The sequence below is a fragment of the Pectobacterium parmentieri genome (assembly GCF_001742145.1).
Classification (GTDB): Bacteria; Pseudomonadota; Gammaproteobacteria; order Enterobacterales; family Enterobacteriaceae; genus Pectobacterium; species Pectobacterium parmentieri.
Genome location: NZ_CP015749.1, coordinates 2686763 through 2705354, shown reverse-complemented (window position 1 = coordinate 2705354; position 18592 = coordinate 2686763). Strand labels below are relative to the sequence as shown.

The 18592-nt window shown below is 51.0% G+C and carries 16 protein-coding genes; 5 read left to right on the top strand and 11 right to left on the bottom strand.

The window, feature by feature from the left end; genetic code table 11:
• Nucleotides 1-54 precede the first annotated feature (54 nt).
• The 6 genes from A8F97_RS12300 to A8F97_RS12275 form a co-directional block, all read right to left on the bottom strand.
• Nucleotides 55-396 carry a PTS sugar transporter subunit IIB gene (locus A8F97_RS12300; protein WP_011094702.1) on the bottom strand — a complete coding sequence of 114 codons (342 nt, stop codon included), beginning with the start codon at nt 394-396 and terminating at the stop codon, nt 55-57.
• A gap of 154 nt (nt 397-550) precedes the next feature.
• Nucleotides 551-2611, bottom strand: coding sequence for a beta-galactosidase (locus A8F97_RS12295; RefSeq protein WP_033071054.1), 2061 nt, complete (start codon nt 2609-2611; stop codon nt 551-553).
• A gap of 40 nt (nt 2612-2651) precedes the next feature.
• Nucleotides 2652-3869: a glycoside hydrolase family 53 protein gene (locus tag A8F97_RS12290; protein WP_033071055.1), complete on the bottom strand. Its 1218-nt coding sequence runs from the start codon at nt 3867-3869 to the stop codon at nt 2652-2654.
• Nucleotides 3870-3904: 35 nt separating this feature from the next.
• Entirely contained in the window at nt 3905-4753 is an 849-nt protein-coding gene (locus A8F97_RS12285) for a sugar ABC transporter permease (RefSeq protein ID WP_011094699.1), read from the bottom strand.
• Between the two features lie 12 nt (nt 4754-4765).
• Nucleotides 4766-6082, bottom strand: coding sequence for a carbohydrate ABC transporter permease (locus A8F97_RS12280; protein ID WP_043898762.1), 1317 nt, complete (start codon nt 6080-6082; stop codon nt 4766-4768).
• Nucleotides 6083-6170: 88 nt separating this feature from the next.
• Complete coding sequence (locus A8F97_RS12275) at nt 6171-7403, bottom strand: extracellular solute-binding protein (protein WP_014699015.1); 1233 nt, start codon at nt 7401-7403, stop codon at nt 6171-6173.
• A gap of 492 nt (nt 7404-7895) precedes the next feature.
• Between A8F97_RS12275 and A8F97_RS12270 the strand changes: the two genes are divergently transcribed.
• A complete protein-coding gene (locus tag A8F97_RS12270) occupies nt 7896-8978 on the top strand; it encodes an ABC transporter ATP-binding protein (protein ID WP_015729894.1) in 1083 nt (360 codons plus the stop codon).
• 493 nt (nt 8979-9471) lie between these two features.
• On the opposite strand, the gene A8F97_RS12265 is transcribed toward A8F97_RS12270, so the two are convergent.
• Nucleotides 9472-10779 carry a maltoporin gene (locus A8F97_RS12265; protein ID WP_014699017.1) on the bottom strand — a complete coding sequence of 436 codons (1308 nt, stop codon included), beginning with the start codon at nt 10777-10779 and terminating at the stop codon, nt 9472-9474.
• A 486-nt stretch (nt 10780-11265) separates the two neighbouring features.
• Complete coding sequence (gene galR, locus A8F97_RS12260; RefSeq protein WP_014699018.1) at nt 11266-12276, bottom strand: HTH-type transcriptional regulator GalR; 1011 nt, start codon at nt 12274-12276, stop codon at nt 11266-11268.
• Between the two features lie 464 nt (nt 12277-12740).
• Here galR and galT point away from each other — a divergent pair, with 464 nt between their 5' ends.
• Entirely contained in the window at nt 12741-13781 is a 1041-nt protein-coding gene (gene galT / locus A8F97_RS12255; protein ID WP_014699019.1) for a galactose-1-phosphate uridylyltransferase, read from the top strand.
• A gap of 9 nt (nt 13782-13790) precedes the next feature.
• On the top strand, nt 13791-14954 hold the full coding sequence (gene galK, locus A8F97_RS12250) for a galactokinase (RefSeq protein WP_014699020.1): 1164 nt from the start codon (nt 13791-13793) through the stop codon (nt 14952-14954).
• Nucleotides 14955-15017: 63 nt separating this feature from the next.
• On the opposite strand, the gene mgtE is transcribed toward galK, so the two are convergent.
• Entirely contained in the window at nt 15018-16496 is a 1479-nt protein-coding gene (mgtE, locus tag A8F97_RS12245) for a magnesium transporter (protein ID WP_033071056.1), read from the bottom strand.
• A gap of 219 nt (nt 16497-16715) precedes the next feature.
• Between mgtE and A8F97_RS12240 the strand changes: the two genes are divergently transcribed.
• Both A8F97_RS12240 and A8F97_RS12235 read left to right on the top strand, forming a co-directional pair.
• Nucleotides 16716-17165 (top strand): MarR family winged helix-turn-helix transcriptional regulator, encoded by a 450-nt coding sequence (locus tag A8F97_RS12240; RefSeq protein ID WP_014699022.1) that lies wholly within the window; start codon nt 16716-16718, stop codon nt 17163-17165.
• 158 nt (nt 17166-17323) lie between these two features.
• On the top strand, nt 17324-17749 hold the full coding sequence (locus A8F97_RS12235; protein WP_014699023.1) for an organic hydroperoxide resistance protein: 426 nt from the start codon (nt 17324-17326) through the stop codon (nt 17747-17749).
• A 192-nt stretch (nt 17750-17941) separates the two neighbouring features.
• Here the strand turns inward: A8F97_RS12235 and A8F97_RS23250 are convergent, their stop codons facing one another.
• Both A8F97_RS23250 and A8F97_RS12230 read right to left on the bottom strand, forming a co-directional pair.
• Nucleotides 17942-18157, bottom strand: a complete 216-nt coding sequence (locus A8F97_RS23250) for a YfgG family protein (protein ID WP_014699024.1) — start codon at nt 18155-18157, stop codon at nt 17942-17944.
• A 234-nt stretch (nt 18158-18391) separates the two neighbouring features.
• A complete protein-coding gene (locus A8F97_RS12230; RefSeq protein ID WP_005970064.1) occupies nt 18392-18580 on the bottom strand; it encodes a YjfB family protein in 189 nt (62 codons plus the stop codon).
• Between the last annotated feature and the right edge of the window lie 12 nt (nt 18581-18592).

Here is an 18592-nt window from a genome sequence, read left to right as displayed (position 1 = left end):
GTAAGTCAGAGATGCCACAGTGTATTTATCACCGGTCGGGACGAAAACGTGTCGCTAGTGTGCTTCCGCGCCATCATCCTCAAACCAGGCGGCCAGTTCGCGCCGTAGGTTATCTGACTGGGTGCCGAAAATGGCCTGCACCTGATGACCGACAATAATCACGCCGATAGCACCCAGCTTTTGCAGGCTGTCGCTGTTGACCAGACGCAGGCTGTGAACCTCGACCCGCAGGCGGGTGATGCAGGCATCCAGACTGACGATATTTTCTTTGCCACCAAAGGCGTTCACTAACTGCTGCAAATTCTCTTTGTCTAGCGGTGAAGCGATTTCAATTTCGGTAATTTGCTTACCCAACATTGATGCGAACAATTTCCGAAAATTGTGAATCTTGCCCATCGTAGTCACCTCTTCGTTTGTTTATCAGCGTGCGTATGGTAATGCCACTCACCTAACATTACTGTTAGGCGACACACGGTGATGGAGTTTCGTCGAAACACTCATCACCGGTGCCCCATCAGTATTGCGATGCTTAACTGATCAGCATGAATCTTTACTGTAATGCGCGGCGTAGAATCCGGCAGCCGTAGCCTGACAGGTCGATAGACCCTGAAAGCGTGCTGCCTGTCGTCATTTCCTCGTAAACGGCAGGCAGCGTAATGTGCTGCGGCGTTGCCGTGTAGTTCTGTACGAAGATAAACTCGCTTTCCCCGTCATCACGACGATGAGCGACAATGCCGTAAGGCAGATCGATTGGCAGCGCGCGCGGTAGATCCAGCGTTTGTATCAGCGTGGTGAAGAAATCCCGCTGGAAGGCGAGATCGTTGCGCGATGCGATGTAGTACGCCTGTCCTTTGCCGTAATCATTGACCGTCACGGCTGGACGTCCGGCATAGAAATCGCTGTCATAGGTCGCTAGTGCCCGTGCGCCTTCCAGATGAATCAGTTCGCACAGGTGAGTGACCTGATACGGGCCGGCCAGACGTTGTTCATTCCCTGTCAGACCGCTGATACTGTTGCTTTCATGATCGTACAGTCCGTCGATTTCTTCCGCCCAAATTCCCATGATAGGGCGCAGCGGACCGGGGAAACCGTTTTGGTAGCACAGATCGGTGTCGTTAACGACACCAGACCAGTAGGTAGTGACGAAGCGGCCACCTTGTTTGACGAAAGCATCGACGCGTTCGGCAAAACCATCGCGCACCATGTAGAGCATCGGTGCAATCACAACCTGATAACCGCTGAGGTCGACATCGGCGTTAATGATGTCCACCGCCACGCCCTGTTCCCAGAACGTCCGATAGTGATCGGTGACGGTTTTTTCATAGAACAGCCCCGCATTGCGCGGCCCTTGAGCATTATCCATCGCCCAGCGGCTTTCCCAGTCGAAAACGATGGCGACTTTCGCATCGACCCTGCTGCCTGCGACAGGAGCGAGTTTATTGAGTATGTCACCCAACTCCTGTACTTCGCGCCCGACACGGGTGTCGATATGCCCGACATGATCGACGACGGCACCGTGGAATTTCTCGACGGAACCGCGGCTCTTACGCCACTGGAAATACTGCACGGAGTCTGACCCGTGCGCGACGGCCTGAAGCGAAGACAGGATATGCATACCCGGCTTTTTCAGTTTGCTGATCGGCTGCCAGTTGGTCAGGCTCGGCGTCGACTCCATCAGGTAGAAAGGCTTGCCGCCTTTCAGCGTGCGCATCAGGTCGTGATACATCGCGGTGTAAGCACCCAGCGTGCAGTCATCTTCCGCGTTATGCCACAGCGGGTAGCTGTCCCAGGAGATGAAATCGATCACCTTCGCCAACTGCCAGTAGTCGTAATCATAGAAATATTCCATGAAGTTCGTCGTGGTTGGCAGTGACGGATTTTCGGCTTTTAGCGGCGCAATTTCGGCGGCACAAAAATCACTGACCTGTGAGGTGTTAAAACGTTTCCAGTCCAGATTCAGGCCGTGAATGGAGACTTCACCGATGGGTGACGGTGGTTCTAACTGCGACCAGTCGGTGTAGGTGTGGCTCCAGAAGGTGCTCCACCACGCTTTATTCAGCGCCTCTAACGTGCCGTAGCGGGCTTTCAACCAGCTTTGGAAGGTGCTGCGACAGGTATCACAATGGCACTCGCCGCTGTATTCGTTGGAAATATGCCAGCCGATCACCGCAGGATGGTGCGAGTAGCGTTTTGCCAACTGGGTGTTCATTTGTTTTACTTTTTCGCGATAATTCGGCGAACTCAGGCAGTGGTTGTGACGACCTCCGTGCAGCGCCCGCACGCGATTGCTACCCACACGCAACACGTCCGGGTATTTCTGCGAGAGCCAGGCCGGGCGAGCACCGCTGGGCGTTGCCAGAAAAACGAAGATCCCATTGGCATGCAGCATGTCGAGGATGCCATCCAGCCAGCCAAATTCGTAGCGACCTTCTTCCGGCTCAATCCCGGACCAGCTAAAAATGCCCACGGACATGACGTTGCACTGGGTCTGCTTCATCATCTCGATGTCTTTTTCCAATACCTCTGGGTTGTCCAGCCATTGGTCTGGATTATAGTCTGCACCGTGCAGCAGAACAGGCACCTTGCTGCTTAATGGGGGGAATTTAAACATCGTTCTCTCCTAAACGGGTTGTCAACGTGTTGAATACGGTTTACGACTTAAACGCTTTGATGGAAGGCAGGACGTTGCCTTTGCAGTCGAACAGCGCCTGATTTTCCCGCGCGTTGCCTTCCTTCCATTCGTCCTTGTTGTACTTCATGCCCGCTTTCGTGGCCCAGGTTGCGCCGGGAGTAGGTAACCAGATTGGCTCCCAATAGAAGACGCCTTTGCCGCGTTGGTTGGGAACGTTGATGACGCTTTGCATCAGATCGTGCAGGTAGTTGGCCTGCCCCTGAACGGAAGCCGGATAGCCGCCTGCATCCAGCTCTTTTTGCTGGAAGCTGTTTTCGGCGTTATCGCAGTTTTCCAGTGTATAGGCATAGGCTGCTTCAACCACGATGATGTCTTTATTGTAGCGCTTGGTGACGTCGTTCATGTTGTACTGCAACGCGCTGATGGGGCCGTTCCAGTAGGTGTAGAATGAGGCACCGATGATATCAAACGGGACATTGCGTTTGACGATTTCATCAAACCACCAGATAAAGGTGTCGTTTTTGGTGCCTTCAGCCAGATGCAGCATGATTTTGACGTTATTCGCGCCTTGTACGTCCTTCACGCCCTGAATACCGGCTTTCAGTAATGCAGCGAGGCGATCGAATTCGCCGCCACCTTGACCCCAGCTTTTTCCTTCCGGCCACAGCATCCCGCCGTTCAGTTCGTTACCGATCTGCACCATATCCGGCATGACGCCCGCTTTCTGGAATTCGCTAATGGTGGCTTTGGTGTAGTCATGCACGGCCGTAGTGAGCTGTGCTACGTTTAGGCCAGACCAGGCTTTGGGCTTGTTTTGGTGGGCTGGATCGGTCCAGAAATCGCTGTAGTGGAAATCCAGTAGCACTTTCATACCGTTCGCTTTGGCGCGTTTAGCCAGCGCTAACGTGGTCGCCAGATCGTTGTTACCGCCGCCGTAGCCATTGCCCGCCATATCTTTCGGATCGTTCCAGATGCGCAGACGGATATAGTTAATGCCGTTTTCTTTCAGGATCAGCATGGCATCTTTCTGCTTGCCATGCTCGTCATAAAATTTTCCGCCGTGCTTTTCCACCTCGTTCAGCATGGAAATGTCCGCGCCTTTAATGAAGTCGGCAGGGACGTTCGTCAATTTGTTGATCGTCACATTTTCTGCAGCATACAGGGTTTGCGGCAGGGAGACAGTCAGCAGGCCAGTTGCGAGCATGGCGGCCATCAGTACGCGTTTTTTCATTTTCATTTTACGTTCCTGGAATAGGTACAGATGTTGAGTCATTACCCTTTGGTCCCGCCTGACGTCAGGCCGGAGACAAAGTACTTTTGCAATGAAAGATAAAGAATGGCGACCGGTACCGCGATCAGCACGGCACCTGCGGCGTAGGTGGTGTAGCTAGCGCCCATCTTTTGCGCGACCAGGTTGTAAAGCCCGATAGGTAACGTGTATTGATCCGGCGTGCGCAGGATGGTGCTGGAGAGAATGAAATCACCCAGTGGACCGGTAAATGAGAACAGGGCAATCACCGCAATGATCGGCTTGGACAGCGGCATAATGATCTCGATAAAGATGCGGAAGTTGCCCGCGCCGTCCATACGCGCGGATTCATCCAGATCTTTCGGAATAGCATCCAGATAGCCTTTCATCAGATAAGTGTTCATCGGGATCATGCCACCGACGTAAACCAGCACCAGCGCAATATGGCTGTTCACCAGCCCCAGCATCTGTGCCAGTACGAAAATGGCGATCAATGCGGAGAACTGCGGGATCATCTGCAACAGCAGAAACAGCATCAGCCCGTTCTGGCGGCCGCGAAAGCGGAAGCGAGAGAAGGAATACGCGGTGAAACTGACGCTGACGAGCGTCAAAATCATGGTCAGGAAGCTGATTTTCATCGAGTTCCAGTACCAGGCGGCATAGTCAATCTGGCCGTTAAACAACTCCTCATAGTGAATAAAGGAGAAGTTATCCGGGATGATCGAGGTGTTGAGCAGGCTGCTGCCCGGGTTAAGCGACGCGCCTACCGTCCAGATCAGTGGATAAATAATGATGACGGCCACAATCGTCAGCAGCAGGTAGGTCAGGCCGAGTTTGATAAAATTCTGGCGTTTTACGCTGTGTTTTTTCATCTGCGCGCTTTCCTATGCCATGTTGTCTTGTTTGAAGGAATTGGTGGCGCGGAACTGCCACAGCGCGATCCCCACGACAAAGATCGACAGCAGAATGGTGATGCTGGCGGCGATCGCATATTGGGAAGAAGACATGGTCAGCTTATAAATCCAAGACACCAGAATATCTGTCCCGCCTGCGTTGGAGCCGATCACTGCCGGGCCACCGTTGTTGAACAGATAGATGATGTTGAAATTATTAAAGTTGAACGTGTACTGCGTGATGATGATGGGCGCAATGGAGTAGAGCACCAGCGGCAGCGTGATGGTAGTCAGCTTGTACCAACTGCTGGCACCGTCAATGGTTGCGGCTTCGTACAAATCATCAGGAATAGCCTGCAATACGCCGGTCGTCATGGCGAACACAAACGGAAAGCCTAACCAGGTTTGCATCAGGATCAACGCGGTCTTGGTCCAGAACGGATCGGTCATCCACGCTTTAGGTTCAATCCCTAGGGCAGCCAGAATGCCGTTATTAATCACGCCAAACGTTTCATTAAACATCCCAGCGAAGACCAGGATGGTCACGAAACCTGGCACTGCCCACGGCAGGATCAGGATGGTGCGGATCAGTGGCTTAAAGCGCAGGCCTTTCTGGTTCACCAAAATCGCCAGCAGGATGCCCACGGCGCACTGGAGTGTGGTCGCAATCAGTGTCCAAATTACCGTCCATTGCAGCACGTCAAAGAACGTCGAGCGCCAGAGATCGAGCCGGAAGATGTTGATAAAATTCGTCATCCCCACCCAGTCGACCAGCTTGGCGGGCGGCGTGTGGTAGAGATTGTAATTAGTAAAGGCAATGGAAAAACCGAAAATAATCGGAAAAACCACGACAAACACCAGCAGGATGAAGCCTGGCGTGATCATCAGATAAGGGAAACCTTCGCTCAGCAGCATCTGATATTGCTTCTTCACGCTGTTCAACGGTAGGCCTTTATCACGTCTGGTGCCGCAGACGTAGGCATCACGTAGGCTGTAATAGTAGACGCCGACACCAAAGGCGGCGACGATCACACTGATAATGCCTTTTGCCAGCAGAAAAATAGAGTGATCGCGCGGCAGTTCGGTGCCTAGCGTGATAAGCCCCCAGGCGCCGTTCCGCAGGAAATCATGGAATATGCCGATGAAGCAGACCATGACGATAAAGAAAAGCGCACCTTTGACGAACTGGCGATTATAAATCTGTCCGAGTCCGGGGACGAGCGCCAGCAATACAGCCGTTCTGGCGTGGCGATGTCCTCTTTCTTGTGGCGTAAGGCCGCTGGCGTTGATGGTCACATCTACCTCCATTTTCTTAAAAACATGGTATCCCCCACATCCCGAAACCGAGTGGGGATAAACAAGGGGATCCCATGTTGACCCACAGTGGTGCAGTGGTTTACTGGTTACTGTGGTTAGCTTCGATTTGCATTTTTATTACCTTCACGGCGGACTCCAACGCCGCTTTAGTGTCCTGTTTGCCCGTCACGCTCAATTGCAGCGCACTGTTGGCTGGCGTCCAGACTTCCTGCATTTCCGGTACGCTCGGCATCGGGACGGCATAACCAGACTGGATCGCGACAGCACGAGATTTTTCGTCATCCTTAATCAGTGGATCGTCAACCAGTGCGGCAATCGGTGGGATTTCTCCGGTCAACTGGAAGCGAACTTTGGCGTATTCCGGCTGATTGATGAACTCAATGAATTTCTGTGCCAGATCTTTGTTCTTGGAGTAGGTGGAGATGCTGTAGCCTTTTACACCCAGCAGTGAACGCGGGTGTTCGCCGTTTGGCAGCAGCGGCAGTGGGGCGACGCCGTAGTTTACGCCTGCATTTTTGTACGGCTGGAATGCCCACGGACCGGTAATCACGGCTGCGGCCTTTTTCTCAGTAAACAGGGAGTCGATGGCGTTAGCGCCGGTTTCACCAACGATACCGGGCGGGAACAGGCCATCTGTGTAGAATTTCTTGATGTAGTTGACGGCGTCGATGGTGGCTTGTTTATCCAGACCGATGTCTTTTACATTCGGTGACCCGTTGCTGTTCTGGCCGAAAATGTAGCCGCCCATCCCGGCGATGACGCCATAGGCGTAATAAATCTCATCAAATTTTGCCAACAGACCATAGCGACCTTCGGCACGCTGCTGTTTAGAGAAGGCGAACAGGTCGTCGAATTTTTCCGGCGGTTGTGGCATCAGGTCTTTGTTGTACACCAGTACGGTGGTTTCAACCGCTTTCGGCACGCCGTACAGCTTGCCGTTATAGGTTTGCGCTTCCAGTGCAGGTTTGGTGAAACTCGACAGGAACGCCTGATCCAGCTTCAATTCGCTAATTAACCCCTGAACCACGGCGGTGCCAACCTGATCGTGTGGCATCACGATCACATCTGGGCCGATACCCGCTGGGCCATCCAGACGGAGTTTCTCAATCTGCTGAGCGTAAGGCGTCTCCAGCACTTTGATTTTGACATTATTCTGTTTTTCAAAGGCTTTTATCGCGTCGGCGATGCCGTCAGATTTTTTGATATCTTCCCAGACCAGAAGTTCTTTGTCGGCTGCCAGCGCTGATTTGCTGAGCACGCCGGTGATACCCAGTGAAATCATAATGACGGTGGTCAGTGTTTTCATTTTCATCATTAGTCCTCAAAGCCCTGGTGGGCCAATCATGGTAGGAAATCGTTGCGCACTTCCCGCTCTCGCCGTTTTTGTCGTCCTTGTACGATGTTGGTGTAACGTTACATCGCACGGCAGTACACAGCAGTGAATGAGGCATCTGACAGCACGCGTTGTTTGGTGATCGTCGTTGTGTGGCGCGTGATGCTTTATTGCGCGTTTTTCACAAGCTAGGGTAACGGTTACACCAGTGGCGATTACATTAAGCAGAGTGCGCCACGTCTGCCAGTGAAACATGTAAAGGCTGTGATCTTATGCACAAAAGTAACCCCCTGTTTGTGCAAACGGTTACACCATGCTGTTATATTGCGATTATGACCAGCGTGCAGGTAAGCCTGGCCGGATGCGGATACGTCTGGACGGGCTGCCGAGCCATTTTGAGTAGACGACCACTGGGCCGTTGTGACTCTGCGCTTATATTCTGAAAAGCAAAATTATCAAGAGGTTACCGTTATGGCGTCGATCCAGTTGGATAAAGTTAGTAAGCATTTTGGCAAAACGATTACGCTTCACGATGTGAATCTGACGATTGCAGATGGAGAGTTCGCTGTTTTTGTTGGGCCGTCTGGCTGCGGTAAGTCGACGTTGCTGAGAATGATTGCCGGACTGGAAGATGTCACAGGCGGTGAAATCATGATTGATGATGCGGTAGTGAATGATGTCGCCCCCGCGCATCGTGGTGTGGCGATGGTGTTCCAATCCTATGCGCTATACCCGCACATGACCGTCGCCGAGAATATGGGCTATGGCCTGCGTGTTAATGGCGTCCCGAAAGACCAGATTAAGCACCAGATCGAAATGGTGGCGAAGACGCTGCAACTGTCTCATTTGCTGGAACGCAAACCGAAAGAGCTATCAGGCGGCCAGCGTCAGCGTGTGGCGATAGGGCGCGCGATTGTGCGTAACCCGAAAGTATTCCTGTTTGATGAACCGCTGTCGAACCTTGATGCAGAGCTGCGAGTGGATATGCGGTTGCACATAGCCAAGCTACATCAGGAATTGAAAACGACGATGGTCTACGTAACGCACGATCAGGTCGAAGCCATGACGCTGGCTGACAAAATCGTGGTGATGAATTACGGTAAAGTTGAGCAGGTTGGATCACCAATGGAGCTTTATTATCATCCGGTTAACCAGTTTGTAGCGGGGTTTATTGGCTCGCCAAAAATGAACTTCCTACCTGCACAGGTTATCGACTGGACGCCGGATAGTCTGACGGTAAATGTCGCCGATCAGCTACAGCTTGAGCTGCCGATCCGTACCAGTGAGTTGGGCACTGGCAGTACGGTAACGCTGGGGCTACGGCCAGAACACGTTTCACCGGAAGGTGAGGGGATTCGCCTGTCATTCGGTTGTGAAGTCGTCGAACGTTTAGGCAATAGCACTTATCTGTTCGGTCAATGCTGCGGGATTGATAATTTCAAACTTCTGCTGGCCGGCGACAGCGCTTTCAAGCCCTATGAACACATTGAGGTTTTCTTCTCCCCCACTAACTGTCTGGTGTTCAACGCCGATGGCCTGCGTATCAGCGCTTAGTTAAATCATTGGATCTAAATAGCAAAACCCCCAATTAAACAGCGCCCTTAGCGGGCGCTGATCCCGCACTGATAAAATCATCTATTGCGACATATGCCGCTGTTCTGTGTGTTCCAGGCGTAAAAATTCGCGCTGAGGTGTACATGGCCGTTGGATGAGCGGCATGGACGCCGCGAAAGCCTGCGCCGTGCTGGGAGCACGTCGCAGGCGGTCCGAGCAGCGGACATGGACACCGAAGGAACCGCATAGCGGCGCGAATCACGCCGAAAAGCCAGTGGTCAAGGCGCTGCGGCGACTGAGCGCGCCTTGTCGGGCGTGTGACGATATCACAGAGAAATACGGTGTTTAACACGCACGAAACCGATACGCAGCACCAGCATAGAAGTAAGCATTCGTATAATAATCTATAACGGAAAAAGGCTCTCCGTAGAAAGCCTTTTGGGAAATACCCGACAGGAATGATGAGCCCGTCGGGTTGAGGGTTAGAGACCGATTACCACCAGGCTTCCGCTTGAATACCGAAGTTCACTGCATTGCTGCGAGCGTCGTTGAAGGTGTTGCGGTTTTCATTTCCACGGTTTTGATAAGACACGAAGAAGCGCAGTTCCGGGCGTGTCATCATGGGAATATCGGCGGTGAAAGCGTGTGCCAGCGTGTATTTCTCACCACTGTATTTGGTTTCTGTACCGGCTTTCCAGCTATCTGTTTTTTGATACGCGCCAGCTTCCAGATAGGTTTTTTGGTTCTTGGTCCAGACATATTGACCACGGCCTACCGCAGACAATAACTCTGTGCTGTCGTGCCCGCGTTTGATTTCATCCGCTTTACCGTAGGTCAGAACATGGCTAAGAGAAATATTATCAGTGATCGGCAGATCACCGGTCTGAATGACGCGGTAGCCTTTAGCGCTGCCGTTAATGCTCCAGACGTCATACCAGCCGCCGCCCTGATCCACCATGTTGTGCGCCAGCCCTTTGTCGGCATATTGCAGCACCAGTTTCTGGTTGGATTTGAGGCCAGAGAAGTAGTGGCTGAGCTCGCCCGTGATCATCATCGAGTTTTTAGGATCGAATTTTTGCCCTTCCGCGAGGAAGATATTTTTCTGCGTGTCCGCCTCATTTGGCATCGCGTAGGAGATTCCGAACTCTGTCCACGCACCGTCCCACGGCTTCCAGCCCGCATAGCGTGCGTCCAGATAGTTGATATTCAGATCGTTGTAGGTGTCAGTTCTGTTTTGACATTCCTGACTGTTGACACTGTTGCTACAGTCGACGTTCATGTTTTCGGCATCGGCACGGATCCAGGCAAACGAGAAAGCACCTTCACCGGCTTTGATGTTTTCGATCCCGGCACCCGCACCGGAGATATTCCAGTATTTGGTATCGATGATGTGCAAGTCATGACGCTGATAGTAGCGTTTCCCCGCCCATACCGTGGCATCCGGTAGCCCAGGCACAAAGCCTTTCGCTTTCAAATTAAACTGCTGTAAACCGAAAGTGGCATCGTCGTTTGCGGTGCTTTCATCACCGTTTGAGCTGTCTGACCACATAGAAACCATACTATCAACGTAAAACGTTTTCCCATCTTCGTTATACAACTGCTGCCCTAGTTGAATTTCACCATAAGTATCGCTTTCGTTACCTAAGCGCCCAACGAGATTTTTATCGGCTGTCTGTTGTTTTCCGTGGTTTGAAGCACCCACCCCAGAACGGAAGTATCCTGAAAAATCAACAGAATAAGAAGGGGTTGCCAGCATTGCCAAACTCAGCGCAATGGATGTCGTCAGCAGTTTTCTTTTCATAATATACCTTTCGCTTATTCGGGTAAGAATGTGGATGTTCCAAATAACATGATGTGAACGGAGGTAAAACGTTTCCACTCATGGCGAAGGATTATGGGGGAATAAAATAGTACGTGACATGATTGTTCTCACAAAAAACAAAAGAGTTACACCAAAATTTACACTAAGTTAACGGTGTTACAGGCCGTTATTGGGTTATTTATTAGTATTAACCTGATGTTATTCGCTATGTAATGGTGTGTAACTGGTTACACGTTTTGCTCGTGTACCTCAAATGCAGCATAAAATTTTTTTTATACCACAATCGGAAACGTTGCATAAAAGGTGTAATGCGATATTGAGTCGGACACATTTCTGGAATAGAGAGAAAGCGTGCTTGCTGAAGGAAGAGAAAAAACAAGATATGTGAATTCAAGCGCGCAATGGTCTCGCTGCCCGTTCTGACGCGGATTATCGCATCAGGCAGACAGCATTGATGGAAGACTGTTATTTCTTGCGGGTGGGAGGGCTTACTGAATGGCGGCGTACCAGCGTCGGGCTAAACATATTCGTCGTTTCGTTGAGTTGTTTACCGTGAGATAACGCGATAGCTAATTCCGCTGCCTGAATGGCCATGGCGGAAACCGGATAGTGCACGGTGGTCAGTCGAGGGCGAAGGTAGCGGGCGATCAAGACATCATCAAACCCAATAACCGACATATCTTGCGGTACGTTGATACTGTTATCGCTCAGGACGGACAGGGCTCCTGCCGCCATAGAGTCGTTATAGCACACCACTGCTGTCATATTGCCGCCCCGACTCAAAAGCTCCGTCATGGCGGACTCGCCGCCCACTTCGTCTGGTGAGGCACGCGCAATGAGGCGCTCATCCCGTGGAATACCGTGCTCTTGCAGCGCATCCATATAGCCTTGCAGGCGGTCGACGGAGTCGGAAATTTGGTGGTTAGAACAGAGAAAGCCGATCCTCTGATGCCCTTCCTGAATCAGATGGCGTGTTGCCAACCAGGAACCATAGCGATCGTCGAGCGCAACGCAGCGGTTTTCATAACCGGGCAATGTACGGTTGATGAGCACCATATCTGGAATATGGCTCATCAATGCTGCCAGTTCCCCATCCGAAAGCATTTTTGCATGCACGATCAATCCCGCGCAGCGGTGGCGAATCAATTGCTCAATGGCTTTCTTTTCCTGCTCGGCATTGTGGTAGCCGTTACCAATCAGCAGGAAATTGCCAGTTGCCTGTGCAATTTGTTCAACAGATTTGACCATTGTCCCGAAAAAGGGATCGGACACATCTGCAACGACCAGCCCCATTGTCTCGGCACTTTGGTGTGCGAGCGCTCTGGCATTGGCATTTGGATGATATTGCAACTCCGCCATGGCCTTGTGTACGGCTTCCCTTGAGGCCGTGCTGGCTTTGGGGGAGTTATTGATTACGCGCGAAACCGTAGCGACTGATACACCTGATAGACGAGCGACATCCTTTATTGTGGCCATTGGCATTCCTGAACGATCAAAGGCGTGGTGAGGCGGACCGCAGCCTAACGCACAAGTTAAAAGAGAAAATCGATTATTTATATTTATAAATGTACAGGTTTTTGGGGAATGTTACCTATCCGACCTCCTTTCCTTTTTGATCCAGACTGTACTTATGTGATCGCTATCAACAATCATCGGTCATTTCTCTCTTCCAAAATACTATTCTGAGGTTTAAATTTAGGGTAACCGATTACACTCGTGTGATAGCTAAACGATAGCGCACTATCGTTGTTCAGCATTATTACAGCTATTTTATCCATAACATAGAGTGAAACTGATTACATTAAGAGGTTTTTCTGGCTGAATTTGCAGACTGACCTGATGCTTCCTCCTGGCCGCTGACGCGCTGTTAGCGCCGTACAATTGGCTGTGGATGGCGCCGTTGTTGCACCGAATTTGTGTTTTGTATTGAGGAATAGCTTATGCAGTTTGAGCCAACTGAACATCCGCATCGCCGTTTTAATCCGCTGAAAGGCGAATGGGTTCTGGTTTCCCCGCATCGCGCAAAGCGCCCCTGGCAAGGCCAGCAGGATGAACCGGATCGCACTACGCCGCCACCTTACGATCCGACCTGTTATCTGTGTGCGGGCAATAAACGCATTACTGGCGATATCAACCCGTATTATCAGGGCACCTTTGTCTTTACGAATGACTTTTCAGCGCTGATGGAGGACACGCCAGATGCGCCGTCGAGTGATGACGAGCTTTTTCGCGCGCAGCAAGCTCGTGGTGTTAGCCGTGTGATTTGTTTTTCTCCCGATCACAGCAAAAGCCTGCCACAGCTTTCGCTGCCCGCGTTGAAAGCGGTGATCGATACGTGGAGCGATCAAACGGAGGAACTGGGTAAGCACTATCCGTGGGTTCAGGTGTTTGAGAACAAAGGTACGATGATGGGGTGCTCCAATCCCCATCCACACGGGCAGGTTTGGGCTAACGATTTTCTACCGAACGAGGTACAGCGCGAGGATGAGCAGCAGCGAGACTATTTCTCCCGCCATGGTTCGCCGTTACTGCTGGACTATGTACAGCGTGAGCAGGCTGACGGATCGCGTATTGTGGTGGAAACGGAACACTGGTTAGCGGTTGTCCCTTATTGGGCATCGTGGCCATTTGAAACGTTGCTGCTGCCCAAGTTTGCTGTACAGCAGTTGCCGCAGCTAAATGGGATTCAGCGTGACGATCTGGCGTTGATCCTTAAAAAATTGACCAGTCGTTATGACAACCTGTTTCAGTGTTCATTCCCTTATTCGATGGGGTGGCACGGTGCGCCGTTTAATGGCAATGACACCCAACATTGGCAGTTGCATGCCCATTTTTATCCGCCGTTATTACGGTCAGCCAGTGTACGTAAATTTATGGTTGGTTATGAAATGCTGGCCGAAGCACAGCGTGATCTGACGGCAGAACAGGCCGCTGAACGTTTACGCAACGTGAGTGATATCCATTTTCGTGAGCAAATTTGAGGTCATTTTATGAGCCGTATTGATTCTCTACGTCAGTTAACCGAGTCTGTTTTTGTCCGTTTATTTGGTTATGCGCCGCATGCCGCGATTCAGGCCCCCGGTCGTGTCAACCTGATTGGTGAACACACCGATTATAATGACGGTTTTGTTTTGCCTTGCGCTATCGACTATCAGACGGTTGTCAGTGCGGCAGTGCGTCAGGATGGCATCGTGCGAGTGATCGCGGTGGACTATGACAATCAACTGGATGAATTTGATCTTGCTAAAGAAATAGAGCCTCATCCGGAATATGTCTGGGCGAACTATATCCGTGGAACAGTGAAGTTTTTGCTGGCGCGTGGTTTGTTACTCAGCGGCATGGATATGGTGGTTTCCGGCAATGTGCCTTCTGGCGCAGGGCTAAGCTCATCGGCCTCGCTGGAAGTGGCGATCGGGCAGACGTTCAAGGAATTGAATAACCTGAACATCAGCCAGTTGGATGTGGCGCTAAACGGTCAGCAGGCGGAAAACCATTTTGTTGGCTGTAGCTGCGGTATTATGGATCAGTTTATTTCCGCTCAAGGGCGTGCAGGTCAGGCGATGTTGATCGACTGCCGCTCTCTGGAAGGGCGCTCTGTTCGTATGCTTGATGGTGTGGATGTGCTGATCGTGAATTCCAACGTGCGCCGTGGGCTGGTGGACAGCGAATACAACACGCGTCGCCAGCAGTGCGAAGCCGCTGCGCGTCACTTTAACGTCAAGGCGCTGCGTGATGTATCACTGTCACAGTTTGAGGCGGGAATCGAAGGGCTGGATCCGGTAGCGATTCGCCGTGCGCGACACGTCATTACCGAAAATCGCCGCACATTGGAAGCGGCTGATGCGCTAGCGCGCCAAGATGCACACCGTTTGTTTACGCTGATGGCCGAATCACATGTCTCCATGCGCGACGATTTTGAAATTACCGTACCGCCGATCGATACGCTGGTGGCACTGATTCAGGATTATGTTGGCGATCGGGGCGGCGTGCGTATGACTGGCGGCGGTTTCGGTGGCTGTATTGTTGCGCTGATTCCTTCGGCGCTGACGGATGAAGTCAAACAGGTGATCGAACGTGAATATCCGGCACGCACCGGTCTTCAGCCGTCCATCTATTTGTGTCAGGCATCCGGCGGTGCGGGTCGCGTGAGTTAAGTTCAGGCTGGGAAAGGTGAGCGAAAAGGGCTTTGATTAAAGCCCTTTTTACATTGCATATGTTTAAGGCAGCAGGAACAGCGTTGCCAGTCCAAGGAAGATAAAGAAACCACCAGTGTCGGTGATTGCCGTAATCATCACGCTGGAACCGATGGCTGGGTCGCGTCCAAGCTTCATCATAACCAGCGGAATCGCAACCCCCATCAACGCGGCGAGCAGCAAATTTAACAAGATTGCCAGCATCATCACGCCACCCATAGCAGGGTTGCCATAGAGCAGGAAGGTGACCACGCCCATCATCGTGCCCCATATCACCCCGTTTACCAGTGCAACGCCTAATTCTTTGAGCAGCAGGTACGATTTTTTACCGTGCTCAAGTTGATGTAGCGCCAGTGCGCGTACAATCATGGTGATTGTTTGGTTACCGGTATTCCCGCCGATTCCGGCGACAATTGGCATGAGTGTTGCCAGCGCAACTAAATGGGATAGCGTGTGTTCAAACAAACCAATGACTCGTGAAGCGATAAGTGCGGTACAAAGGTTGATGGCTAGCCACGCCCAGCGATTACGGAATGATTTATATACCGGTGCATAAACATCTTCAGAGGGCGTTAACCCTGCTGAACGCCGCAGATTACTGTCGCTTTGCCTGTTCACGACATCAACGATATCCTCAATTGTCAGGCGTCCCATTAGTTTGCCTTTGCTGTCCACTACGGCGCTGGAGATTAGGTCGTAACGTTCAAAAGCCCCGGCGGCTTCTTTGACTTTATCTTCAGGCTGAAACCTCAGCGGCTGAGCATCCATAACGTCGGTAACCAAAGCATGAGGTGAGTGGAGCAGGATACTCGCCAGAGATAACTCACCGATTAGCGTATTTTTGCGGTCGGTCACGAACAGCTTATCGGTAGATTCAGGAATGGTTTTACGGTAGCGCAGATAGCGCTGTACGGCTGCAAGCGTGACATCGGCGCGTATGGTGATGAGTTTGAAGTCCATCATGTGGCCAAGGCAATCTTCATCATAATTGATGGCGGCACGTAGCTGCGCGCGCTGTTTCGGCTCAAGCGAGGTCAGTATTCGGCCCAATAAATGGCGGGGAACGAGGCGAGATAATTGCGCCTGTTCATCCACATCGAGTACCCGAACTGCCCTTAAAATTTCCTTATCCTGCATATCGCCGATCAGATCGTCGGAAATACTGTCAGAGGCTTCAATCAAAACGCGACCACGTTTCGCTATGGGGATGAGCCGCCAGAGCGCCAGACGTTCATCCTGTGGTAACGACTCTAGTAAATCGGCCAGGTCAGCCGCATGGAGAGCGACGATCAGTTCGCTGATTTCTGCGGTTTGATCGAGCAGAATACTTTTTTCACGTAGCCTGATTTTGTTACTTAAAACCGTTTTGTCGCCTAACGTGGTTTCGTCATGTTCTGTGATAGGGGGTTGCCGATTGATGATGTCTTCAACCAGTTCTTTATTTTCCAATAGCAGAAGGGAGATGCGGCGTCGGAGGTCGGTAAGCTTTTTTACACTCGACATAATGTTTTATGCTCGGTCTGTTTTTTATCCATGTTTTATTAAACGTAGCGCAAAATCAGTAGATTAAGAATAGGATTACTGGCGAATCGCAGTCTGAAAAACGAACTGATACTGGCCGAGAGTGTTTTTTATGCTGATTTTTATTTAACGTGAAATTAAATCGTTTGCTATTTAGTTTTTGGCGATATAAAGTCAGTCTCAGAAACGTAACAGACACCGATGGCAGAGACGATGAACGACAACGCTTACAAACTGGATGGACAGCTATGCTTCGCACTGTATTCTGCCAATCTGGCAATGAATAAGCTGTATCGCCGTTTGCTGTCTGAGCTGAATCTGACTTATCCCCAATATCTGGTCATGCTGATACTGTGGGAACGAGAGGGATTGACGGTATCTGAACTGGGCGAGCGGCTGTATCTGGATTCCGCGACGCTGACACCATTGCTCAAACGGTTGCAAAGCGCAGGATTAGTGGTGCGTAACCGAGGTACGGAAGATGAACGTCAGGTACTGATTGGGTTAACCGAAGCAGGACGTGCCCTTCAGCAACAGGCGCGAGCGATTCCTGAAAGCGTGTTTTGTGCGACGGAATGTCATCTTGAACAGTTACAGACGATCAAAAAGGATCTTGAAATGCTACGTAAGAGCCTTATCGGACATCTTTAAACACGCACTTGTTCTATACACATCGTAAGATTTGTTATGTAGTGTCATGTTTTTAAGTAATTTATTTTAACTCATTAAATAGTGTGCGATTTAATTTTTTGCTATGTAAATGAAATAACAGCAGCATCCCTATTTCCTTAACTATCTGGAGTCACATTATGTCTATTGAAAAAGTATTATACGTTGCTCATGCTCAGGCCACTGGGGGTCGTGATGGTCGTGCAGTATCTTCCGACAACGCGGTTGATATTAAATTGACGACGCCACGTGAACTGGGCGGTGCCGGCGGCGAGGGGACTAACCCAGAGCAGTTGTTTGCCGCCGGCTATTCTGCCTGTTTCCTTGGTGCCATGAAATTTGTCGGTGCGCGTGAGAAAATCGCCGTACCGGCTGATACCACGGTAAACGGTAGCGTAGGTATCGGCGCCATCCCTACAGGATTTGGTATTGAGGTTGAGTTAAAAATTTCTCTGCCAGGTTTGGAGCGTGCGGTGGCTGAAGATCTGGTGCAGAAAGCCCACATCGTTTGCCCTTACTCCAATGCAACGCGTGGCAACATCGATGTGACCTTGACCATCGTCTAAGTCTGGTTTGATGTAAGTGTATTACTGAGAGTTGAAAACGGTAGCTGCGAAGATTCGCACTGCCGTTTTTTTATTTGTACGGCAAAGGTTGAATGGGCAATGTGCGCGGGCGTGAAGAACGAACACGAGAATGCGAAGGCAATAAAGCCTGAGGAAGAAAAGTAGAATATAAGGGACGGGTTTGGTTAAGCGTTACTCTTTCTGATTAATGAGTACGTTGGTAGGAAGCAATAATTGTTCAGCACGCTGCTGCTGCTTGTCTTGATGATGGCCAAACGCGGTGATGGTGGAGTAAGCAAAACGGCCTAAAAGGATAACGAAGCTGATGAGTAAAACGGCACGAGCGATCCGAGAGCCACTTCGTCGTGGGCGTATCGATAATCGTCGTTTGTGGGCAAGTGTGGACATTACCAGTAAATCCTCTGTGAAAGCGAACATTCGCTGTTGTTTATTTAGGCACAAGCGATAGACGAGGTCAATCCGTCGCTGTGAAAAAGGTGATGACCGCTTCGGTTTCCGCACGTTCGGTGCTGGGATGGGGTTTTAGGAACTAGCACGAAGAGGAAAGTACATGAGGATAGGGAGAGGTGGTACAAAAAACCCGCTCAAAAACGGATAAGCGGGTTGTGTAGTACGACGGAATTACGCCGTGGTATTGACGTTACGCCCGATCGCCGGGTTTGCTGGCAGCGGGGGTAACGCTTGCAAAATACCTAAAGCAACAGCTTCCTGGCTGTCGAGCGCTTTTTTCATCACAAGCGTACTGGCCTCACTGCTGGTGCGCAGGTTGCTGAGGTCGGTTGCGAGTGAGGCAATCTGTGATACATCCATTTTTCTCTCCTT

Coding starts and splice junctions, on each gene's coding strand:
- galT (WP_014699019.1), top strand. CDS start 12,741: ATGCAGTTTGAGCCAACTGAACATCCGCATCGCCGTTTTAATCCGCTG.
- galR (WP_014699018.1), bottom strand. CDS start 12,276: ATGGCCACAATAAAGGATGTCGCTCGTCTATCAGGTGTATCAGTCGCT.
- mgtE (WP_033071056.1), bottom strand. CDS start 16,496: ATGTCGAGTGTAAAAAAGCTTACCGACCTCCGACGCCGCATCTCCCTT.
- A8F97_RS12265 (WP_014699017.1), bottom strand. CDS start 10,779: ATGAAAAGAAAACTGCTGACGACATCCATTGCGCTGAGTTTGGCAATG.
- A8F97_RS12240 (WP_014699022.1), top strand. CDS start 16,716: ATGGCAGAGACGATGAACGACAACGCTTACAAACTGGATGGACAGCTA.
- A8F97_RS12280 (WP_043898762.1), bottom strand. CDS start 6,082: ATGGAGGTAGATGTGACCATCAACGCCAGCGGCCTTACGCCACAAGAA.
- A8F97_RS12295 (WP_033071054.1), bottom strand. CDS start 2,611: ATGTTTAAATTCCCCCCATTAAGCAGCAAGGTGCCTGTTCTGCTGCAC.
- A8F97_RS12270 (WP_015729894.1), top strand. CDS start 7,896: ATGGCGTCGATCCAGTTGGATAAAGTTAGTAAGCATTTTGGCAAAACG.
- A8F97_RS12300 (WP_011094702.1), bottom strand. CDS start 396: ATGGGCAAGATTCACAATTTTCGGAAATTGTTCGCATCAATGTTGGGT.
- A8F97_RS12290 (WP_033071055.1), bottom strand. CDS start 3,869: ATGAAAATGAAAAAACGCGTACTGATGGCCGCCATGCTCGCAACTGGC.
- A8F97_RS12285 (WP_011094699.1), bottom strand. CDS start 4,753: ATGAAAAAACACAGCGTAAAACGCCAGAATTTTATCAAACTCGGCCTG.
- A8F97_RS23250 (WP_014699024.1), bottom strand. CDS start 18,157: ATGTCCACACTTGCCCACAAACGACGATTATCGATACGCCCACGACGA.
- A8F97_RS12235 (WP_014699023.1), top strand. CDS start 17,324: ATGTCTATTGAAAAAGTATTATACGTTGCTCATGCTCAGGCCACTGGG.
- galK (WP_014699020.1), top strand. CDS start 13,791: ATGAGCCGTATTGATTCTCTACGTCAGTTAACCGAGTCTGTTTTTGTC.
- A8F97_RS12230 (WP_005970064.1), bottom strand. CDS start 18,580: ATGGATGTATCACAGATTGCCTCACTCGCAACCGACCTCAGCAACCTG.
- A8F97_RS12275 (WP_014699015.1), bottom strand. CDS start 7,403: ATGAAAATGAAAACACTGACCACCGTCATTATGATTTCACTGGGTATC.